We start from the raw sequence: 20,063 nt of genomic DNA, 5'->3' as shown, positions 1-20,063 counted from the left end.
GGTTATCCCGAGAGCCATCCTCACGATGCGCAAGTCAGGCGGGACGCCGCTCGACTTCCAGAAGTTCACGCTTGAAGACGTGCGTATTAGCGGCGTCGATCCTATTGGATCGGGTGGCTACCATGCCGAGAATGTTTAACTCCCGTTCGCGAGCGTTAAACAGGAATACACCACTCAAAACGCGCAGGGCGGTAGCAATGGTGTCATTACGGCTGCGTTCGATCTTCGGGCACGCTCAATTCGGCAAATGCCTTGATCGTGCTCCGAGGCATGAGTGAGGGACTTGTCGATGGCGGTAGCTTTACGTCGTCGATCGGCGTGCTTACTTACCAAGGACAATATTTCAACTGACTGCAGCCGGCATCGCACCCGCTTGGCCGAATGTACACCTGGTACTTAAGGCCTCCCGACACCAGAACCCAATCGCCGCCCGATTCACCTTCCCTTGCTCGGTAAGCGGCACGCGCTGCACGGCAGCCATCCGCACAACCTTCGCCACTGCGACCCCACACGCCGATTCAAGCGCCCGCATGCAACGCGCGACATCCACACGCCTTCCTGTCCACGGCACCACTACGACATCCCACACATAACCGCGCGCAGCATCGGCCGATGCAACAGCGCGCGCATAGCGCACATCGGGCAACGCACAAAGCGGCGTTTCGATCTGCGCCGGACCGACGACGGCACCATCGATTTCGGCGACATCCCCTCCACGTCCGATCGCATGCAGATAACCCCTCCCGTCGATGAAGCCGATATCGCCCGTCATGCACCAGCCATCGCGAAACTTCTGCGCCGCTTCGATCGGCTGCCGGTAATAGCCCTGCGCCACCGCCTTCGATTTCACCTCGATTGCGCCGTGCTCGCCATGACGCGCGAACGTGCCGTCGGCGCGGCGAATCCGCACCTCGACGCCCGGCCGGATACGCCCGGCGCTCTCGAGCAGACTCGCATCGACGAGATAGTCCGACGGCGTCAACACGCTCACGAGCCCCGCTTCGCTCGCGCCGTACATGTGCGTGAGCACCGGGCCGAGGCGCTCGATCGCGCGCCGCCGCAAAATCGCGGGCGCCGATCCGCCGATATGCGCGACCGAGCGCAACGAAGACAGATTGCGCCGATGAACGTCCGGATGATCCATCGTTTCGAACAGTTGCGGTTCGACGAGCAAGGCGTCCGTGATGCGCTCGGCTTCGATCGTCGCGAGCGTTTCGGCGGGATCGTAGCCAGGCTTCAGCACGACGATGCCGCCGCCCATCAACGTGTTATCGACGAGCACTTGCGACAGATACGCAAGCGCGCCGTTGACGAGCTGCCGCCGATCCTCGGGGCTCGGCGCGCTCACCATCGTCGAATATGCGGCGAAGCTGCGGCGGCTCGCTTTCGGCACGCCGGTCGAGCCGCCCGATGACACCACCACGGCGAGATCGTCGGGTCGTGCGCGGCTCTCAACCGGCAGATCGTGCTGCACGCGCGCCCGGATATCCAGCCGCAAACGCGCCGGCCCCGTTCCGACATACGCGAGACGCGCGCCGCTATGCGCCGGCACGAGATGCTTCGTCTGTTCGAAGGCGATGAGCAACGTCGGCTGCATGCGCGTGACGAACGCGGCGCGCTGTTCCGCGCGCGTGATCGCGGGCAGGAACATCGTCGTCGCGCCGAGCAGGCCGGTCGCGTAGCGGATCGCGAGCGCATCGGGGCAGTTCGGCGCGAACATCGCGACGAACCCGCCGCGCGTGACGCCGAACGACGCAAGCGCCCGCGCATATCGATAGATCGATGCGCGAAACGCCGCGCCGGTCACGTCGTCGTCGAGATAGCGCAGCACCGTGCGATCGGCGTGCGCGTCGAGTTGGTCGAGCAGCCCATCGACATAAGAGCGAAACGTTTCCATGACTGCATCCCTCCTTCATCAGCGATGGATGCAGTGTGCCCGCGCACAATGAGGCGAAAATGAGCGGCTACGCGATCGCTTTCGACAGCACTTCGCCGATGGCGCTTGCGGTCGCATCGACGTTGCGCTCGTTCAGCGCCGCGACGCACATGCGGCCCGAGCGGATCAGATAGACGCCGTGCCGTTCGCGCAGCACATCGACCTGCGCGGCGGAAAGCCCCGTGTACGTGAACATGCCGCGCTGCTCGACGTAACGCGCAAGCATCGCATCGGGCACGTTGCCGGAAAGACGCGCGTGAATCGCGCTACGCATGCGCGCGATGCGCGTGCACATCGACGCCAGTTCTTCCTGCCACGATTGCCGCAACGCGGGCGTCGTCAAGACGCGCGCGACGATCCTCGCGCCATGCGTCGGCGGATTGCTGTAGTTCGCGCGCACGGCGCTCGTCAGTTGACCGAGCACGCGCGCCGCTATCTCCGCCGATTCGCAGATCACCGACAACGCGCCGCAACGCTCGCCGTAGAGCGAAAAGTTCTTCGAGAACGAATTGGCGATCAGCGCGGGCACGTTGCGGCGAACCAGCTCGCGAATCGCGAACGCATCCGCATCGAGTCCCGCGCCGAAGCCCTGATACGCCATGTCGATGAACGGAAGCAAGTCGCGCGCTTTGATGGCATCGATGAGCATCGCCCATTGCGCATCGTTCAGATCGACGCCCGTGGGGTTATGACAGCACGCGTGCAGCAGCACGACGCTCTTCGCAGGCAGATCGAGGATCGCCGAGAGCATCGCGTCGAACTTCAGGCCGCCGCTCGCTTCGTCGTAGTACGGATACGTGCCGACCGTGAAGCCCGCGCGCTCGAAGATGAAGCGATGATTATCCCACGTCGGATCGCTCACCCAGACGTGCGACGCCGGGAAATAGCGCTTGATGAAGTCCGCGCCGACCTTGAGCGCGCCGGAGCCGCCGAGCGTCTGCACGGTCGCGATGCGGCCTTCGATGCGCGCTGCGGAATCGTCGCCGAATACGAGCGACTGCACGGCATCGCGATACGCCGCGAAGCCCGCCATCGGCAGATACGGTTTCGCAGCGGGTTCCGCGAGCAACTGCGCTTCCGCTTCGCGCACGGCGCGCATCACCGGCAGACGGCCTTCGTCGTCGTAGTAGATGCCGATGCTCAGATTGACCTTGTCCGCGCGCGGATCGTTCGCGAAGTCTTCGTTGAGCGAAAGGATCGGATCGCCGGGATAGGCATCGATGTGTTCGAACATGACCGTCTCCTTCAGACGCGCGACAAGGCCGCACTCGCGCGACGGCGATTGCGAATCGCATAGCCGACGCCGAGCACCGCGAGCCACACGGGAATCAGATAGACCGAGATGCGCAGATCGGGGATCAGGCACATCACCACGAGAATGCCCGCGAGGAACGCGAGGCACAGATAGTTGGTGAGCGGATAGCCGAGGCTCTTGAACACGGTCGTTTCGCCATTGCGCGCCTTCACGCGTCGGAATTGCAGATGGATGAGCGAGATCATCGCCCAGTTGATGATGAGCGCCGACACGACGAGCCCCATCAGCAACTCAAACGCCTTGCCCGGCATCAGATAGTTGATGAGCACGCAGACGGCCGTCGCGAGCGCGGAGACGCCGAGCGCGGCGAGCGGAATGCCGCGCCGGTTGACCTTGAGCAGCGCGCGCGGCGCATTGCCCTGCTGCGCGAGACCATAGAGCATGCGGCTGTTGCAATACACGCCGCTGTTATAGACCGAGAGCGCCGCAGTGAGCACCACGGCATTGAGCACATGCGCGACGAAGTTGCTGTTCATCGCATGGAAGATGAGCACGAACGGGCTGCCGCCGGTCACCACCTTCTGCCACGGATACAGCGAAAGGAGCACGCCGAGCGCGCCTACGTAGAAAATCAGAATGCGATAGATCACCTGATTGGTCGCGCGCGGAATCGTGTGCGAGGGATCGTCCGCTTCGGCCGCGGTGATGCCGACCAGCTCCAGCCCGCCGAACGAGAACATGATGACGGCCATCGCCATGACGAGACCGGAGACGCCGTTCGGGAAGAAGCCGCCGTGACGCCAGAGATTGGTCACGCTCGCGTCCGGCCCGGCGCTGCCCGAGAACAGCAGCCAGCCGCCGAAGCCGATCATGCCGACGATCGCGACGACCTTCACGATCGCGAACCAGAACTCCAGCTCGCCATACGATTTCACGCTCGTCAGATTGATCGCGTTGATGATGCAGAAGCAGACGAGCGCGGAGATCCACGTCGGGATGCCCGGCCACCAGTACTGCACGTAGATGCCGACGGCGGACAGCTCGGCCATCGACACGAGAATGTAGAGCACCCAGTAATTCCAGCCCGACAGAAAGCCCGCGTACTGTCCGCAGTATTTGTCCGCGAAGTGGCTGAACGAACCCGCGACCGGCTCGTCGACGACCATCTCGCCCAGTTGCCGCATGATGAAAAAGGCGACGATGCCCGCGATCGCGTAGCCGAGCAGCACCGATGGTCCCGCCGACTTGATCGTCTGCGCGATGCCGAGAAAAAGCCCGGTGCCGATCGCCCCGCCGAGCGCGATCAGCTGAATGTGACGGTTCTTCAGGCCGCGCTTGAGCGTGCCGTGTCCCTCATGTGTCACGTGTCTCTCTCCTTGTGCTCGATTTAGGGGAATCAGTGTAAATTTGTTACGGCACAATATGATTTCCTAACGCGCGCAGACAAACCCTAGTTTGCGCGTCCGGATTTCATCGATTGGTTCATCGGAGAAAGAAAATTGCAGACTATCGAGATCGATCGTATCGACCTGCGTTTGCTCGGGATACTGCAGTCGCGCGGACGCATCTCCAATCTCGAACTGGCGGAAGCGATCAACCTGTCGCCGGCGCAGACGTTGCGGCGGCATCGGCGGCTGGAAGAAACGGGTGTCATCAAGGGCTACGAGACGCGGCTCGATGCGCAGGCGCTGGGCTTCGGCGTCGTCGCCTTCATTCAGGTGACGATGGAGCGCGGGCACGTGCGCGACCTCGCGAAGTTCAAGGGCGTCGTCGGCAAGCTCGCGGAGATTCAGGAATGCTTCGCCGTGACCGGCGATATCGATTACATGCTGAAGGTGATCGCGCGGGACCTGAAGGGCTTGTCGGAGTTTCTGCTCGACACGCTGATGCGTATTCCCGGCGTGAGCGGCGTGAAGTCGAGCGTATGTCTCGACGAGTTGAAGTGCGTGAGCGCGGTGCCGCTGGAGGGATAGTGAGGGCGGCGCTCACGCCAGGATCACGTCGAACCTCGCTGAAGCACCCGCGAAAGCACCTGTTCCTCGAGTTCGGCAAACCCCGGCGCCGTGCGCGTGCGCGGCCTCGGCAGCGGGACGTCGGTATCGAGCGTGATGCGCCCCGCATCGATCAGCACAATGCGATCGCCGAGCGACACCGCTTCCTGCACATCGTGCGTGACCAGCAGCGCGGTGAGCCGATGTTCACGCCACAAACGCTCGATCAAGCCCTGCATTTCGATGCGCGTCAACGCATCGAGCGCGCCGAGCGGTTCATCGAGCAAAAGCAGATCCGGCCGATGCACGAGCGCGCGCGCCAGCGCCACACGCTGACGCTGCCCGCCCGACAGACGCGACGGCCAGTCCTTCTCGCGTTCCGCGAGGCCGACCTCGGCAAGCGTCGCGCGGGCTTCGTCGCGCTTCTCGCGCGGCAGGCCGATCATCACGTTGTCGAGCACGCTCTTCCACGGCAAGAGACGCGCGTCCTGAAACATGATCCGCACTTGCAGTTCGTCCGATCGCGCGGCGGCGTTGCGCTGCAGAATGCCGCCGGTCGGTTGATCGAGACCGGCGATGAGCCGCAGCAACGTCGACTTGCCGCAGCCGCTGCGCCCGACGATCGATACGAAACTGCCGCGCTCGATCGACAAGTCCAGCCGATCCAGCACCGTGCGCTCGCCGAAGCGCTTCTCCACGCCGCGCAGCGACACGGCGATATCGCGCCCGCCGAGCGGCGCGCGCGCATGTGTTTCGACGCGCCTGAACGCGGGCGTCAGCGTGTCGATATCGATCAGATTCATGATTGCGCCTTCGTTTGATACGCCGGATGCCAGCGCAAGGTCGCGCGTTCGATCGCGCGCGCGGCCATGTCGGCGAGTTTGCCGAGCAGCGCGTACAGCAGGATGCCGACGACCACGACATCGGTTTGCAGGAACTCTCGCGCGTTCATCGTCATATAGCCGATGCCCGACTGCGCGGAAATGGTCTCGGCGACGATCAGCATCACCCACATCAGCCCGAAGGCGAAGCGCACGCCGACGAGTATCGACGGCAACGCGCCCGGCAAAATCACATCGCGATACAGCGCGAAGCCGGACAAGCCGTAGCTTCTCGCCATCTCGATCAGGTCGCGATCGACCGAGCGGATGCCGTGATACGTGTTGACGTAGACCGGAAAGAACACGCCCAGCGCGACGAGCACGAGCTTCGCTTCCTCGCCGATGCCGAACCACAGGATCAAGAGCGGAATCATCGCGAGCGCGGGGATGTTGCGGATCATCTGCACGGTCGAGTCGAGCGCGATTTCGGCGGGCTTAAAAAGACCCGTCGCGAGACCGAGCACGAAGCCGATTCCGCCGCCCATCGCGAAGCCCGCGAGCGCGCGGCCCGCGCTGACCTTGACGTTGGCCCACAGATCGCCGGATTCGATCAGTGCCCACGCCGCCTTCACCACCGCGAGCGGTTCGGGCAGCACGCGCGACGACAGTCCGCCCGTGCGCGCGGCGCTTTCCCAAGCGATGAGGATCATCAACGGCACGAGCCACGGCAGCGCGCGGCGAGCAATGAATGCCAGTTTCATGATGCCGATGCGCGCGGCAATTCCGACGTGCCGATGACTTCGCCGAACGGCCCCGAGAGCGGCCCGCTCGCCTGCTCGCGCTGCTTGCGCGGCAGAAGCGGAAACACCAGTTCGGCGAAACGATACGACTCTTCCAGATGCGGATAACCCGACAGGATGAACGTATCGATGCCGAGTTCCGCGTACTGTTTCATCAGCCCGGCGACCTGCTCCGGATTGCCGACGAGCGCGGTGCCCGCTCCGCCGCGCACGAGCCCGACGCCCGCCCACAGATGCGGATACACCTCCAGCTTGTCGCGGCTGCCGCCGTGCAACGCGGCCATGCGTCGCTGGCCTTCGGAATCCATCTTCGCGAACGAGGCCTGCGCGCGGCGGATGGTTTCATCGTCGAGCTTGCTGATGAGTTTGTCGGCGTCGGCCCATGCTTCCTCTTCGGTCTCGCGCACGATCACATGCAGGCGAATGCCGAACTTGATGTCGCGCCCTTGCGCTTTCGCGCGGCTGCGGATATCGGCGAGCTTCTTCTCGACGTCCGCGGGCGGCTCGCCCCACGTGAGATACGTGTCGATGTGCTTCGCCGCGATATCGTGCGCCGCCGCCGACGAACCGCCGAACCACAGCGGCGGATGCTGCTTCTGCACCGGCGGATACAGCACCTTGCCGCCCTGCGATTGCAGATGCTTGCCGTCGAAATCGAAGCTGCCGTTGTCGTGCGACTGTTCGAGCAGGCCGCGCCAGATCGTGAGGAATTCGTCGGTGATTTCGTAGCGCGTGTCGTGATCGTGAAAGACGCCGTCGCCCGCGAGTTCGGTCGGATCGCCGCCCGTCACGACGTTGATGAGCAGACGCCCGTGCGAGAGCCGGTCGAACGTCGATGCCATGCGCGCCGACAATCCCGGCGAGCTCAGGCCAGGGCGAATCGCGACGAGAAACTTGAGGCGCTTCGTCGCGGGAATGAGGCTCGACGCGACCACCCACGCGTCCTCGCAGGAACGGCCCGTGGGCAGCAGCACGCCTTCGTAGCCGAGCGTATCGGCGGCTACCGCGATCTGACGGAAGTAATCGTAATTCGCGGCGCGCGCGCCTTGCGACGTGCCGAGATAGCGGCTGTCGCCGTGCGTGGGGATGAACCAGAAAACATTCATGTTCGTCGTGTCTGAGAGAGGGCTTGCCGCGCGCAGGAATGCAGCGGCGCTCGAACGAGTCTAACGACGCGTCGCGCGCGGCTGAACCATCGATTCGCGCTAAGGATGTGCGTGATCGTGCTAACGCCGGTCGCCGCGTCAGGCAACGTTCCAGCGCGCTTCGGTCACGTCGAGCTTCTTCGGGATGAGCTTGAGGCTCGTGAAGGTATCGGCGATCTGCTGCTGGTACGCGAGCGTGGCTGGATCGATCGGCTGCACGCCGTACGACGTGCGTTTCAACGCCGTTTCGAGGATGCCGGTATCGAGCCCGACGAGCGGCGACAATTGCGCCGCCACGGCGGAGACGTTGTCGCGCGCCCAGCGATCGACCTGATCCAGCTCTTCGAGCACCGCATGCACGAGTTGCGGCTGCGCCGTCGCGATCCTGCGCGTCGCGAGGTAGTACTGCACGTTGCGCACAATGCCTTCTGCGTCGGTCAGTTGACGCGCGTTCGCCTGCTTTTCGGCGGCGGCGAGATACGGATCCCAGATCGCCCATGCGTCGATGCTGCCCTGCACGAACGCGGCGCGCGCATCGGCGGGCGCGAGATAGACCGGTTGAATATCCGACCACGTGAGATTCGCTTTTTTGAGCGCCTCGACGAGCAGATAGTGAACATTCGATCCTTTATTCAGCGCCACTTTCTTGCCGCGCAATTCCGCGACCGAACGGATAGTCGAATCCTTCGGCACGACGATCGCCTCGGCGTGCGGCGCGGGCGGCTCGTGGCCGATATACACGAAGTCGACGCCCGCCGCCTGCGCGAAGATCGGCGGCGTCTCGCCTACCGTGCCGATATCGACCGCGCCCGCATTGAGTCCCTCGAGCAGTTGCGGCCCGGCCGGGAATTCGAGCCATTGCACCGTGACGCCTTGCGCCGCAAGGCGTTTGTCGAGCGATCCGCGCGCCTTGAGCACGACGAAGTTGCCGTACTTCTGATAGCCGATACGCAAGGTCTTCGGCGCATCGGCGGCTTGCGCGATGCGCGTGGCGAGCCCGCCCGACAGCCCCGCACCGAGCGCGGCGAGCGTGAAGAGCGTGCGACGGCGCGCGGGAATGGAAGGCGTGTTCTTGCGGTCGGACATGCGTGTTTCCTCGTTGAGCGAAGGCATCTTTACCGATGCCAATGCTAACAACGCATGCCTCGCGGGCTAAACGAGAAATCGTGATATCGATAGTGCGGTCAGGCCGATGCGTACCGACGTGACTCAGTACGTCTGCACACGTCCCGACGACTCAGTGAGTGCGCCGCACGGCGCGCAGCAGCCAATCGCCATCTTCCGTGATGCGCGGCAGTTGCGCGCCGCTCACGAGTTGTTCCATCGCGATCAGTTGACGTTCGAGAAGCGTGTCGAGCTCGTGCCGGTCGATGATCTGATCGGCGGCATCCTTGACGAGCATGAGGGTTGCGAATTCGTGTGCGCTGAGCATACCTGTCTCCCCATCGTTTGATTAGCTGATGTAGGCATGCGCTTCGGACGCATGACCCGGGGGTACCTCTGGCCGCGATAGCAGCGGGATTCGATAGTAGGACCGGATGCCCGTTCGCGGCAATTCGGGTCGTCCCGGATAGTGGGAGAAATCGGCCGATCGAGACGACTTACGCCGCGACGCGCCTGTCGTTGATCGGCTTCGGACTTTCACAGCCCCGGCATGATCGGATAAGGAATCGTGTGATCCTCGACGCGCTTCACGCCCGGAATGCTTTGCGACGCGATACGCATGGCATCGAGCTGATCTCTCGACCACACCGTGCCCCACAAATGCACGATGCCATCGCGCACGACGATATTGCGCCCCGGAAACGCCCAGCCGCGTCCCGCGAGATCGCCCATCAGCATGGCGCGGATTTCGGCATCGCTGGCGAGCGCCTCGGGCGCGGCTTCGACGGCGAGCGCCGACGCCAGCGCCTGCACCAGATTCGAGCGGCTGACGATGCCGACGAGGCGGCTATCGCGCAGCACCGGCACGCGCTTGATGTGATGGCTTTCGAGCACCGCGGCGATATCGGCCAGCGACGTGTCCTCTTTCACGCAGATGGGTTCGCGCGTCATGATCTCGCCGACCGTCGGGGCATGCGACTTGATGTAGTCGGCCGCGCCGCCATCGGAGCCGAGCATGTCGAGCCACCACGAGCGGCGGTTGCGTTTCTCGGTGCCGATTTCCTCGCGATGAAGCAGATCGCCTTCGCTGATCATGCCGACGACGCGCTCATCCTGATCGACGACGGGCGCAGCGCTGATGCGGTGCTGCACCAGGAGCCGCGCCAGGTCATGCACTCTCGTTTCGGGCGTGACGGAAACGACAGGGGAAGTCATTACATCGCGTGCTTGCATCATGTGCTCCGGAGGTCGATGAATAAGGTCGCGCATACGCGTCCTGAATCACTCTAAGGAGCGCTGCGCGATCCTCGATTGACTTGCATCAAGCAATCCACCGGAGCACGCGTGCGGCGAACCGACGCGGCCTCGTTCAATGCGCGCCGATGAACGCGACGACGTCGGCGAGAACGGGCGAATCCTTGCGGCGCGACGCCGAGAACGTGTCGATGATCGTGTCGTGGCCGTATCCCGCGTATTTCTTCAGCACGACGGCGTCATGATGCGCGCGCAGCGCTTCCGCGAAGCGATCGCTGTTGCGCGGATCGACATCGGTGTCGGCCGTGCCTGCGGCGAGCAGCATCGGCGGCTCGTCTCCCGATATGAACGCGATCGGCAACGCACCCGCGCGCAACGCCGCCGGAAAGATCTCGTCCATGTGGGGATCGCTCGTCGGGATCGCGGCGTACGGACCGGCGAGTCCGATCATCCCGCGCAGCGAAGTATTCGCGATGCCTTGCGTGGCGAGATAGCGCGGATCGGTTGCGAGCATGGACGCCAAGTGCGCGCCGGAGGAATGCCCCATCAGAAAGATGCGATTGGGATCGCCGCCGTATTCGTGCGCGTGATCGCGTGCCCAGCGCACGGCGGCGGCGGCGTCATCGAGAAAGCCGGGAAAAACGGCTTGCGGATAAATGCGGTAATCCGGCGCGACGGTCACGATGCCGTGCGCGGCGAGCGCCTCGGCAATATTGCGCGAGTCCTTGCGATGGCCGCTTTGCCAGCCTCCGCCGTAGAAATACACGACGACCGGGCGATTCCCCGGCGTGCCCGAATCGGGTGCATAGACGTCGAGCCGCTCGCGCGGATCCGTGCCGTACGCGATACCGTCGGCTCGTTCGCTATCGTGTTCGAGCGCGCGCGCCGCTATGACGCCGCCCACGCATGCCGCCAGCGCGAGGGCAATGAACTTTCTTCTTGCCGGAAAATGCATGTTGCGTTCGGAGTATTTTTTCAGGCGACATGACATGATGCACGACGCTTATTGTCCGTGCTGGAAATATCGTTGCGTGCATCATCTTAGAGCAGCAGGAACCGCACACACTTACGACGGCCTGACGAATAGCATCACGAATCTTTCATAATCTTTCCAATTAGGAATGCCACGCATACCGGTTATTCGATGTTTATAAGCGTGTCGAATTCACGCATCGCAAATCGCATTGTTTCGGTCGCGCGAGGTCGCGAATTAACTCTTCAGCCCCTGATTAAATAATATGGCATGACCAGCCGGCGATTCGCGTCATTCCTACCGACTCCCAACGCGCTTCATTAATCAGCGAACGACTTGTGTTTCTCTCCGCACATTACCGGGCGATCTGTCTGGATACGCTTAATCGTCGATGGCACATGTCCGCCGGAATCGGACCTATTCGAGAGCGCGAAAAAGCGCCGCAGACAATCCAGAGATTTAAAAAAAGAAGGCAAACCGAGTGCCCAAAGGTATTGCCATAACTGCTGAGGGAGCCACTTCATGGATCGTTCGGAATCGCCCGGCGAGGCGAAGTCGCGTCTGCCGATTTTTGTCCAGGAAACCGTCCAAACCACACCATCGCAGATATCCGCATTCACCGCGGCGCTGCGAGCGCAATCCGGCCAGCCATTAAAAGACTTTAGCGAGTTACACGACTTCTCGATCCGCGATTACCGCGGCTTCTGGAAGTCCTTTCTGCAATGGACGCCGGGATTGACGTGGTCGGGCAAAGCCGAGCCGGTATGCGTCGGCGATAGTTGCGAACACGCGCGGTTCTTTCCCGACGTCACGCTGAATTACGCTGAGAATCTGCTCGGCTTCTCGATTGCGCCCGCGGATTCGCCAGCGCTCACCGCCTGTCACGCCGATGGCCGCCGCGTGCGCTTTACGCGCGGCGACTTGCGTGCGCGCGTGGCTCGTCTCGCCGACGCGCTCACGCAACTCGGCCTGCGCGAAGGCGACCGCGTCGCGGGCGTGATGCGCAACGACGCCGATGCGATCGTCACCGCGCTCGCCGTGACCGCGATCGGCGCGACGCTGTCCACCGCCGCGCCGGAAATGGGCATCGAAACGCTGCTCGACCGCTTCACGCAACTCGAACCGCGCTTCCTGTTCGCGCATACCGCCGCCAAGCCGTTCGACACCGGCACGCCGCTCGACAAGAAAATATCGATGCTCGCCGACGCGCTCCCAACGCTTGCGGGCATCGTCAGTCTCGATGGCGATCCGTCGGCCGTGCACGCCGCGCCGCCCGTCAACTCGCTGGACGCGCTGCTCGCAGCCGGCGATCCGGCGCGGGTCGAATGGAAGCGCTTCAACTTCAATCACCCGCTCTTCGTGATGTTCTCGTCCGGCACGACCGGCAAGCCCAAATGCATCGTGCACGGCGCGGGCGGGAGCCTCATCGAGCATCTGAAGGAGCATCGGCTGCATTGCGATCTCCGGCCGGGCGACCGCATGTTCTTCCACACGAGTTGCGCGTGGATGATGTGGAACTGGCAGTTGTCGGCGCTCGCGTCGGGCGTCGAAATCGTTACCTATGACGGGCCGATCGCATCGGTCGATACGTTGTGGCGGCTCGTCGCCGAAGAACGCGTCAACGTGTTCGGCACGAGTCCCGCGTATCTGAAGATGTGCGAGGACGCCGGGCTCGTGCCGTCGCGCGAATTCGATCTTGGCGGCCTTCACGCGATGATGTCCACCGGCGCGATCCTCTTCGACGCGCAGTTCGAATGGGTCCGCGACAACGTGAAGCCGCTGCGATTGCAGTCGATTTCCGGCGGCACCGACATCCTCGGCTGCTTCGTGCTCGGCAACCCGGACCTGCCGGTTTATGCGGGCGAGGCGCAATGCAAGAGCCTCGCGTTCGATGTGCAGGCGTGGCGCGACGGCGCGCGCACGCAAGGCGTCGGCGATCTGGTGTGCGTGAACCCGTTCCCGTCGCGCCCGCTCGGATTTCTCAACGATCCGGACGGCGAGCGCTTTCACAAGGCGTATTTCAGCGCCAATGCGGGCGTGTGGACGCACGGCGATCAGATCGAGTTTCCGCCGGAAGGCACGGCGCGTCTGCACGGACGCAGCGACGGCGTGCTCGTCGTGCGCGGCATCAATGTCGGGCCGGGCGAGATCTATCGCGTGCTCAACGACATTCCCGAGATTCGCGAGGGCATCGTCGTTCAGCAGCGCGTGCGCGCCGCCGATGCCGATGCCGATGCGCCCGGCAATCCGGTCGGCGAACGGCTCGTGCTGCTCGTGACGCTGAAAGCCGGCGCGCGGCTCACCGGCACGCTGATCGCGCGCATCCGGCGCGATCTCGTGAGCCGCACGTCCGCCGCCCATGTCCCCGACGTGATCGCGGCCGTCGACGATCTGCCGGTCACGCATAGCGGCAAGCTGACGGAAGCCGCAGTGCGCAATGCCGTCAACGGGCTCGATGTGACCAACGCCGCCGCGCTGCGCAATCCGGCATCGCTCGATGCGATCCGTCATCATCCCGCGTTGCAGCCGCGATCCGGCGACGTGCCGCAGAGCTACGCGACGCGCGAGGAACTGGAGCGGCTGTTGCAGACGAAATGGGAGCAGCTCTTCGCGTTCGCCCCGATCGCTCGCGACGACAATTTCTTCGAACTCGGCGGACATTCGCTGCTTGCGGCGCGTCTGCTGGCGGAACTGCAACCGATCATCGGACGGCCAATCCCGCTCTCGACGATGTTGCGCGCGCCGACCATCGCGAAGCTCGCCGATGTCATCGACAACGGCGCGCTGCCGCAGACATCGGAAGTGCTCGTGCCGATGCGCGAAGGCGAAGGCGTCCCGCTCTTCCTCGTGCATAGCGTGACGGGATCGGTGCTCGAATGCACGCGCCTGATCGGCAATATGCGCAAGGAGCGCCCGGTGTACGGCCTTCAGGCGCTCGGGCTCGATGGCGAGACGGCGCCGCAACGCCGCGTCGAGGACATGGCGAAGACTTACGTCGAGCAGATTCGCAAGGTTCAGCCGAACGGCCCGTATGCGCTCGCCGGATTCTCGTTCGGCGGACTGGTCGCGCTCGAAATCGCGCAGCAGTTGTTCGGCGCAGGCGAGCAGACAGAGTTCGTGTGTCTGCTCGACACCTACGTGCAGGAACGCTGGCTGCCGTGGTTCGCGCTGCTCGAATTCCGCCGCGATTACGCGAGCCGTCTATGGAAGACGCTCGCGGGGATGTCGCCGCGCGAACGCGTCGGTTTTGCGGGCGCGAAGTTGTCGGCCGCCGGGAACAAGCTGGCGATGCGCCTCGGCCGCGTGCCGCAGACGCCGGCGCAAGTCGCATCCGCCGATCCGATGCCGCCGGTTTTGCGGCGCATGCGCGACACGTTCCGCGCCGCGATGAACAACTATCGGCCGAAGCCGTACGAAGGCGGCCCGATCGTCTACGTACGGGCCGCGTCGCGCGAGGAAGACCGGGGCGATCCGCTGCCGCTCTGGCGCAAGATTGCGCGCCGTGGGCTGACGGTCGCGGAAGTGCCGGGCAACCATGCGGGCGTCATCGAGGAACCGGGCGTGTATGCGGCGGCTGCCGCGCTCGACCGCGACTACAGCGCCGAGGACGACACCGAAATGCAGCGTCGCGGTCATGGCGTGATGGTGCGGGGCGCGTAGGACTTGGACCGGGTCAGCCGCTCGCGCGAACGGAGCGGCTGACTGCCGATGAATCACTGGCTATCGGAACGCGGTGCGGTAGCGGTCGGCGCGAAGCTGGTGAGGAAGAAGTAGCAGATGAAGACGCTCGCCGCGCCCACGCCGGTCCCGAGCAGCACGCCCTGCGATCCGAAAAAGCGGATCAGAATCGCGGTGGCCGCTAGCTTGGTCGCGAATCCCAGCACGGAAATGACCGTGATCGCCTTGTAGCGCGCCTCGCTCGCGAACGACTGAATGAGCACGCACATCCCGAACGAAAACGGAATCTGCGAAAGCCCGCAGCGGAACAGGCTCGTGACCGCGATCGTGTCCTCGCTCGTGAACGCGCCCTTCTGGAACAGCAGCTTGATCGCGTACGGCGCAAGCGCATAGGCGATCATCGCGCCGACCGTTCCCACGCCCAGCATCACGAACGACCATTTGCGCGCCGTGCTGCGCGCCCGCGCGTGATCGCCGCGATGCAGGATTTCCGAAAGAATCGGCAAGGTCGCCCGACTGATCGCGATCGCGCCCATGCTCACGAGCAGCGACAGCAGCCGGTTCGCGTAGCCGAGCGTCGCGATGGCGCCATCGCCCATATGCGCCATGAAGTATTGATCGACGGGAAGCCACAGGTTCGCCACCACCGAGCCGATCAGCAACATGCCGAGCGAGCGCGTCATGCCCGGCCAATGCGGCGCGCGCACGGAGAGACGCGGGCGCGCGGGCACGCCATCGGCGCGCCGGGCGAGGATGCGCAGCCACACGGCCTGAATCACGATGCCGATCGTCGTGCCGACGATGAGCGGCATGATCGACGTGTTGTTGCGCGCGCTCAGCACGAACACCAGCAGCGCGATGGCCGGCACGCATTCCAGCAGCGTGTTGATGTGCCTTTCGGATGCCTGGAGCCGCGCCGCCGAAATGCAGATCGTGAAGGCCAGCACGCCGACCGGCGTCATCCCGACGACCATCTGCCGGCACATTTCGCGCGTCGATTCGGAGAGCGTTCCGGCGAAGAGACCGACCATGTGCGGCCACAAAAAATACAGCAGCAGCGATACCACGATGCCGATGGCAAGCCCCGCGCCCTCGAGCTCGCTGAGAAGCTGGTTCTGCCGGTGCTTGTCGTTCCTGAGCGCGACGAGCGCGGGCACGAGCAGCACGCTCAACTGATTCGTGATCGTCGCGGGCAGCCAGGTGATGATCGTGAGCGCGAGCTGATAGGCATCGACGGTGCCGCTGACGCCGTATCGATACGCGATCGCCATTTCCTTCGATGCGCCGATCAGCTTCCCGGCAAGAACGAACAGCAGCAGGACGAAGGCGCTCCTCGCGATGCGCTTGTGATCCTGATGAACCCCGAGCAGACGTTCTCTTAGCGATTGCACTGTTGCGGTCAGCACTCTCCCTCCGGCAAATTGACCTCGATCCGCGCAAGACGGATGCTTGCTTGCGCACCGGGGGAGAGTGCATCAAACGGCATGCGCGAACTGTTCGCCACAGCACGGCGCGCGCCGATGCCATGCGCGAACCCCGCGATTCTGCACGGTCATGCTGGCACGCCCGGGCAGTTTGCGCGCTTGCCGGGTGCGCTACCGTGCAGAAGTCCACGTTCATAACGTGCGAGAGTGGCGGCTGCGCGCGGCGTCATCGGAGCCTCGTCATCGTGAATCTCAATGCGCGTACGGAAGGCAAATGAAGAAATCCATTTGGGTTGTTGTAATAATGATTGTTGTTTCCGTGCTCGCGATAAACACGCCACGCGTGACGCAGCATGTGCAGACGGTCTACGCAGTCTGGGACGATGGCCGGGTTCTGAACCGGCTGAACTGGCAAACCTTCGTGCGCTGGTGGCATCGGCTGAGGAACGAGAACTACGGCGGCGCGCATCGCGCCACGCTCACGAGTTCGCCGGTCCCGGCGACGCCGAGTTGCCCGCTGACGTCGTTCACGCCGCCGAAGCTCGTCGATCCGCGCAGCCCGAAGGATTTCGGCGCGGCCGGCGACGGCAAGACCGACGACACCAAGGCGTTCCAGGCCGCCATCGATGCCGGCGATGTGCTCGTGCCCGCCGGCACGTATCTGCTCAATCACACGGTCGTCGTCACGGCCAGCAACCGGCATCTACAGTGCGAGCCGGGCGTGACGCTCAGGAAGACGATCCGCAACAACGGCAACATGTTCAATTACGAAGGGCCGTCGACGGGCAACAGTCTCGTCGGCTGCAACTTCGTGGGCGCGAATCCGACGCGTATCCGCGAATGGGATCGCCCCGGCGAATACGACATTCCCGTCCAGACCAATGGCGCGGTCGACAACTTCGTCCTCGCGGGCAACAGCTTCCGCGATTTCTTCGGCCAGTCTATGTTCCAGACCGAAGGCCAGGGCGGCGGCACCGGCGCCGTGCTGATGTTCAACTCGTTCGCCAACTGCCCGCTGTACGGCATCGCGCTCGTCGGCTCGGTGAACGGGCGCGTGGCCTATAACCTCGCCGACAACTGCCGCATGGGCCCCGAGAACAACGACGCCACGCAGGACACCGGCGGCAACGTGCTCGAATGCAACCGCATGGTCAACGGGGGCAACATCACGGGCGGGGCGAATGGCGAAGGCGGCGTCGACTATAGCGGGAACGTCGTGCGTCACAACATCCTGGATGGCGGCTATATGCAGATCAGCCCGCCCACGCACGGCAAACCGGCGAGGTACATCGACAACACCTGCAACGACTGCGGGACGGAATAAGCGGGTTACTGACGCTGGAGTGGGAAGCGCATCTTTCTTGCTTGACGTTGCCATCGATACCCGGAGCCGCGACTTCTTCCTCGCCGGACGACATTACGTCGACGCGCGCGAAGCCGCCCCGGACAAGGATGAGACGGAGGAGCGATGCGCCAGATCGGAATCACGCCCGGCATTCGCCGCGCAATTTCTGCCGTGCTGATTGCACTGCTTACCTCATGCGGCGGCGGCAGCGGCAGCGATAGCGACTCGGGCGGAACGAGTCCGTCCGCGCCGGCGGGCGGCGTGAAGCTGCAGGTCGTCGCGTTCGGCGACAGCTTGTCGGATGTCGGCACGTACGCGCCCATCGCGAGCGCGGTCAAAGGTGGGCGCTTCACGACCAATCCGGGCCAGGTCTGGACGCAGAATGTCGCGCAGTATTACGGCGACACGCTGACGGCGGCATTCACGATCGACCTCGGACACGAGTTGAAGCCGCAAAGCGGTTTGGGCTACGCGCAAGGCGGTTCCACGGTCGCCACGCCGGCCGATCAGAACCAGTTCCTGACCGATGTGATCGGCGATATTGAAATGCCGGTCAATCAGCAGATTTCGAGCTATCTGTCGTCGCACGGAAGTTTCAATTCGAATCAGCTCGTGCTCGTTTGGGCCGGCGCGAACGATGTTCTGCGCGCGGGCACGCCGCCCGCCGCCAACACGACCGTGCAGACCGCCGCGACGACGCTCGCGCAACTCGTCGGCAAGATCGTGCAGAGCGGAGCCACGCATGTGGTGGTGGTGAACGTGCCGAATATCGGACTCTCGCCCGATGGCCTCCGCCAGTCCGATGGCGGCGGCAACCTCACGCAACTGTCGCAGCTTTTCAATGCGACGCTGACCTCGGCGTTGCAGACGAACGGGCTGCAAGGCAAGGTCATCATCGTCGATTCCTATACGTGGACGACGCAGACCATCGCGAACTATCAGGCCAACGGATTCACCGTGTCGAACACGGCGCAGGCGTGCGATCCGTCGAAGACGCCGCACGATACGTCGCTGCTGTGCTCGCCGGCGACCTACGTGACGTCGAACGCGGACCAGACGTACATGTTCGCCGACGAACTGCATCCGACGACGCGCATGCACGCGCTCTTCGCGCAGTATGTCGAGCAGCAGATCGCGGCGAGCGGGCTCGGGCGGTGAGTGGGGCGATTTTGGGCGGAATCGCGTTGCTGCGGGACTGAATATGGTCGAGATTCGGTTGTTCATTCCTTGACTGAATTGACCGTGAACATAGGCGACCCCATGAAACCGACGATCAATCCCTTGCCATCGGGCATACGCAAATCGATCGCGCTGACCACGTCGACGGCGACGAATTCTTCGCGAACCTCGGCGAACTCGACCGCCAACAGAAAATTCGCTAGCGCGTGGCCCGCACTCACCGCCGCGTCGATTTCCGCGCGCCGCGAATGTGCTGACGTTCGGAAGCGGCTATCACCCGCTATCAGCCCAGCGGCGAAATCCGCACGGGCACCTTCGAAGCCCCCCATCGACTGTGATTTAATGTGCTCCGTTCGGGTCCACGGAGCGCATCCGATGACGAGCACCTGGTTGCACAACCTTCCGCTTTGGCAGATGACGCTCGTGGTATTCGGCGCGACGGGCGTCGCGGGGGCGGCGATCCACTTCGTAACGGGCCGGCTCGCGGCCAGCGCGCATCGGCGCGCCTTCACGACGCTTTCGCCGGGCCTGCTTTCGCCGATCGGCGTCATCTTCGGCTTGCTCATCGCGTTCACCGCCGCGCAGGTCTGGAACGACACCGCGCGCGCCAACGGCGCCGTCGATGCCGAAGCCGGCGCGCTGCGATCCGTCGTCGTGCTATCCGCCGCTTTTCCGCCAGACGCGCAGATCCAGTTGCGCAAGCTGATCCGCGAATACATCGAATACACCGTCAATACGGAATGGCCGATGATGGCGCAAGGCGCGGTCACGCTGAAAATCAGTCCGCCGACGCTGAACAACGCGCTTCAGTTCGCGCTCGCCCTGCCCGCGATAACCCCCGGACAGCAGACCGCGCAGCGGCAGGTAGCGGTATCGCTGGAACGGGCGCTCGAAGCGCGCCGCGAGCGCATTCTGGTGAGCCGGTCCGAAGTCAGCGGCATCAAATGGCTGTGCCTCGGCTTTCTCGCCGTGTGTCTCGTCTTCGCGATCGCGCTCGTTCATGGCGAAAACCGGCTGACATCGGCCGTCGCGATCGGGCTCTTCTGCACGAGTCTCGCGACGACCATGCTGCTGATTCTCTCGCACGACCGCCCATTCTCCGGCGAGATCGCGGTGAAGCCCGAGCCGCTCCTGCAGGTCGTCCCCGCGTTCGGCTGA

Annotated in this window: 17 protein-coding genes; 5 read left to right on the top strand and 12 right to left on the bottom strand. The window is 63.9% G+C overall.

The genetic code is table 11. From position 1 onward, the window contains the following. Positions 1–343: 343 nt before the first annotated feature. The 3 genes from NCS67_RS25445 to NCS67_RS25435 all read right to left on the bottom strand — a co-directional run bounded on the left by NCS67_RS25445 (position 344) and on the right by NCS67_RS25435 (position 4,555). A complete protein-coding gene (locus NCS67_RS25445; protein WP_250437136.1) occupies positions 344–1,897 on the bottom strand; it encodes an AMP-binding protein in 1,554 nt (517 codons plus the stop codon). 67 nt (positions 1,898–1,964) lie between these two features. Beyond that, on the bottom strand, positions 1,965–3,170 hold the full coding sequence (locus tag NCS67_RS25440) for an amino acid aminotransferase (RefSeq protein ID WP_250437135.1): 1,206 nt from the start codon (positions 3,168–3,170) through the stop codon (positions 1,965–1,967). Between the two features lie 11 nt (positions 3,171–3,181). Continuing rightward, entirely contained in the window at positions 3,182–4,555 is a 1,374-nt protein-coding gene (locus tag NCS67_RS25435; protein WP_008347574.1) for an amino acid permease, read from the bottom strand. A 135-nt stretch (positions 4,556–4,690) separates the two neighbouring features. Between NCS67_RS25435 and NCS67_RS25430 the strand changes: the two genes are divergently transcribed. After that, entirely contained in the window at positions 4,691–5,164 is a 474-nt protein-coding gene (locus tag NCS67_RS25430) for an Lrp/AsnC family transcriptional regulator (protein WP_250437134.1), read from the top strand. A gap of 23 nt (positions 5,165–5,187) precedes the next feature. Here NCS67_RS25430 and NCS67_RS25425 read toward each other — a convergent pair whose 3' ends face one another. The 7 genes from NCS67_RS25425 to NCS67_RS25395 all read right to left on the bottom strand — a co-directional run bounded on the left by NCS67_RS25425 (position 5,188) and on the right by NCS67_RS25395 (position 11,261). Beyond that, positions 5,188–5,985, bottom strand: coding sequence for an ATP-binding cassette domain-containing protein (locus NCS67_RS25425; RefSeq protein ID WP_175980525.1), 798 nt, complete (start codon positions 5,983–5,985; stop codon positions 5,188–5,190). Further along, the gene (ssuC, locus tag NCS67_RS25420; protein ID WP_008347569.1) at positions 5,982–6,764 is read right to left on the bottom strand and encodes an aliphatic sulfonate ABC transporter permease SsuC; all 783 of its coding nucleotides are present in this window, start codon (positions 6,762–6,764) and stop codon (positions 5,982–5,984) included. The genes NCS67_RS25425 and ssuC overlap by 4 nt, the downstream gene beginning before the upstream one ends. Continuing rightward, positions 6,761–7,909: an FMNH2-dependent alkanesulfonate monooxygenase gene (gene ssuD, locus NCS67_RS25415; protein WP_250437133.1), complete on the bottom strand. Its 1,149-nt coding sequence runs from the start codon at positions 7,907–7,909 to the stop codon at positions 6,761–6,763. Before ssuD ends, ssuC begins: the two co-directional genes overlap by 4 nt. A gap of 138 nt (positions 7,910–8,047) precedes the next feature. After that, a complete protein-coding gene (locus NCS67_RS25410) occupies positions 8,048–9,034 on the bottom strand; it encodes a sulfonate ABC transporter substrate-binding protein (protein ID WP_250437132.1) in 987 nt (328 codons plus the stop codon). A gap of 151 nt (positions 9,035–9,185) precedes the next feature. Further along, positions 9,186–9,380: a hypothetical protein gene (locus NCS67_RS25405; RefSeq protein WP_008347565.1), complete on the bottom strand. Its 195-nt coding sequence runs from the start codon at positions 9,378–9,380 to the stop codon at positions 9,186–9,188. Between the two features lie 209 nt (positions 9,381–9,589). Further along, complete coding sequence (locus NCS67_RS25400; RefSeq protein ID WP_250437165.1) at positions 9,590–10,285, bottom strand: CBS domain-containing protein; 696 nt, start codon at positions 10,283–10,285, stop codon at positions 9,590–9,592. 136 nt (positions 10,286–10,421) lie between these two features. Then, on the bottom strand, positions 10,422–11,261 hold the full coding sequence (locus NCS67_RS25395) for an alpha/beta hydrolase (protein ID WP_033536427.1): 840 nt from the start codon (positions 11,259–11,261) through the stop codon (positions 10,422–10,424). Between the two features lie 540 nt (positions 11,262–11,801). On the opposite strand from NCS67_RS25395, the gene NCS67_RS25390 reads away from it, so the two are divergent. Continuing rightward, positions 11,802–14,939, top strand: a complete 3,138-nt coding sequence (locus NCS67_RS25390; RefSeq protein WP_250437129.1) for an acetoacetate--CoA ligase — start codon at positions 11,802–11,804, stop codon at positions 14,937–14,939. Positions 14,940–14,992: 53 nt separating this feature from the next. Here the strand turns inward: NCS67_RS25390 and murJ are convergent, their stop codons facing one another. Next, positions 14,993–16,363: a murein biosynthesis integral membrane protein MurJ gene (murJ, locus tag NCS67_RS25385; protein ID WP_008347555.1), complete on the bottom strand. Its 1,371-nt coding sequence runs from the start codon at positions 16,361–16,363 to the stop codon at positions 14,993–14,995. A gap of 337 nt (positions 16,364–16,700) precedes the next feature. Between murJ and NCS67_RS25380 the strand changes: the two genes are divergently transcribed. Further along, positions 16,701–17,705 (top strand): glycosyl hydrolase family 28-related protein, encoded by a 1,005-nt coding sequence (locus NCS67_RS25380; RefSeq protein WP_235366248.1) that lies wholly within the window; start codon positions 16,701–16,703, stop codon positions 17,703–17,705. A gap of 144 nt (positions 17,706–17,849) precedes the next feature. After that, positions 17,850–18,884: an SGNH/GDSL hydrolase family protein gene (locus tag NCS67_RS25375; RefSeq protein ID WP_250437128.1), complete on the top strand. Its 1,035-nt coding sequence runs from the start codon at positions 17,850–17,852 to the stop codon at positions 18,882–18,884. Positions 18,885–18,946: 62 nt separating this feature from the next. On the opposite strand, the gene NCS67_RS25370 is transcribed toward NCS67_RS25375, so the two are convergent. Beyond that, positions 18,947–19,234 (bottom strand): hypothetical protein, encoded by a 288-nt coding sequence (locus NCS67_RS25370; protein WP_250437127.1) that lies wholly within the window; start codon positions 19,232–19,234, stop codon positions 18,947–18,949. 46 nt (positions 19,235–19,280) lie between these two features. Between NCS67_RS25370 and NCS67_RS25365 the strand changes: the two genes are divergently transcribed. After that, positions 19,281–20,063 carry a bestrophin-like domain gene (locus NCS67_RS25365; protein WP_250437126.1) on the top strand — a complete coding sequence of 261 codons (783 nt, stop codon included), beginning with the start codon at positions 19,281–19,283 and terminating at the stop codon, positions 20,061–20,063.

It is taken from the genome of Caballeronia sp. ATUFL_F2_KS9A (assembly GCF_023630765.1).
In the GTDB taxonomy this organism is placed as follows: domain Bacteria; phylum Pseudomonadota; class Gammaproteobacteria; order Burkholderiales; family Burkholderiaceae; genus Caballeronia; species Caballeronia zhejiangensis.
This window is presented reverse-complemented; position numbering and strand designations above follow the sequence as displayed.

Excerpts from the sequence above, each read along its gene's own strand:
- NCS67_RS25445 (WP_250437136.1), bottom strand. The coding sequence starts at position 1,897 with ATGGAAACGTTTCGCTCTTATGTCGATGGGCTGCTCGACCAACTCGAC.
- NCS67_RS25440 (WP_250437135.1), bottom strand. The coding sequence starts at position 3,170 with ATGTTCGAACACATCGATGCCTATCCCGGCGATCCGATCCTTTCGCTC.
- NCS67_RS25425 (WP_175980525.1), bottom strand. The coding sequence starts at position 5,985 with ATGAATCTGATCGATATCGACACGCTGACGCCCGCGTTCAGGCGCGTC.
- ssuC (WP_008347569.1), bottom strand. The coding sequence starts at position 6,764 with ATGAAACTGGCATTCATTGCTCGCCGCGCGCTGCCGTGGCTCGTGCCG.
- ssuD (WP_250437133.1), bottom strand. The coding sequence starts at position 7,909 with ATGAATGTTTTCTGGTTCATCCCCACGCACGGCGACAGCCGCTATCTC.
- NCS67_RS25410 (WP_250437132.1), bottom strand. The coding sequence starts at position 9,034 with ATGTCCGACCGCAAGAACACGCCTTCCATTCCCGCGCGCCGTCGCACG.
- NCS67_RS25405 (WP_008347565.1), bottom strand. The coding sequence starts at position 9,380 with ATGCTCAGCGCACACGAATTCGCAACCCTCATGCTCGTCAAGGATGCC.
- NCS67_RS25400 (WP_250437165.1), bottom strand. The coding sequence starts at position 10,285 with ATGCAAGCACGCGATGTAATGACTTCCCCTGTCGTTTCCGTCACGCCC.
- NCS67_RS25395 (WP_033536427.1), bottom strand. The coding sequence starts at position 11,261 with ATGCATTTTCCGGCAAGAAGAAAGTTCATTGCCCTCGCGCTGGCGGCA.
- NCS67_RS25390 (WP_250437129.1), top strand. The coding sequence starts at position 11,802 with ATGGATCGTTCGGAATCGCCCGGCGAGGCGAAGTCGCGTCTGCCGATT.
- NCS67_RS25375 (WP_250437128.1), top strand. The coding sequence starts at position 17,850 with ATGCGCCAGATCGGAATCACGCCCGGCATTCGCCGCGCAATTTCTGCC.
- NCS67_RS25370 (WP_250437127.1), bottom strand. The coding sequence starts at position 19,234 with ATGGGGGGCTTCGAAGGTGCCCGTGCGGATTTCGCCGCTGGGCTGATA.
- NCS67_RS25365 (WP_250437126.1), top strand. The coding sequence starts at position 19,281 with ATGACGAGCACCTGGTTGCACAACCTTCCGCTTTGGCAGATGACGCTC.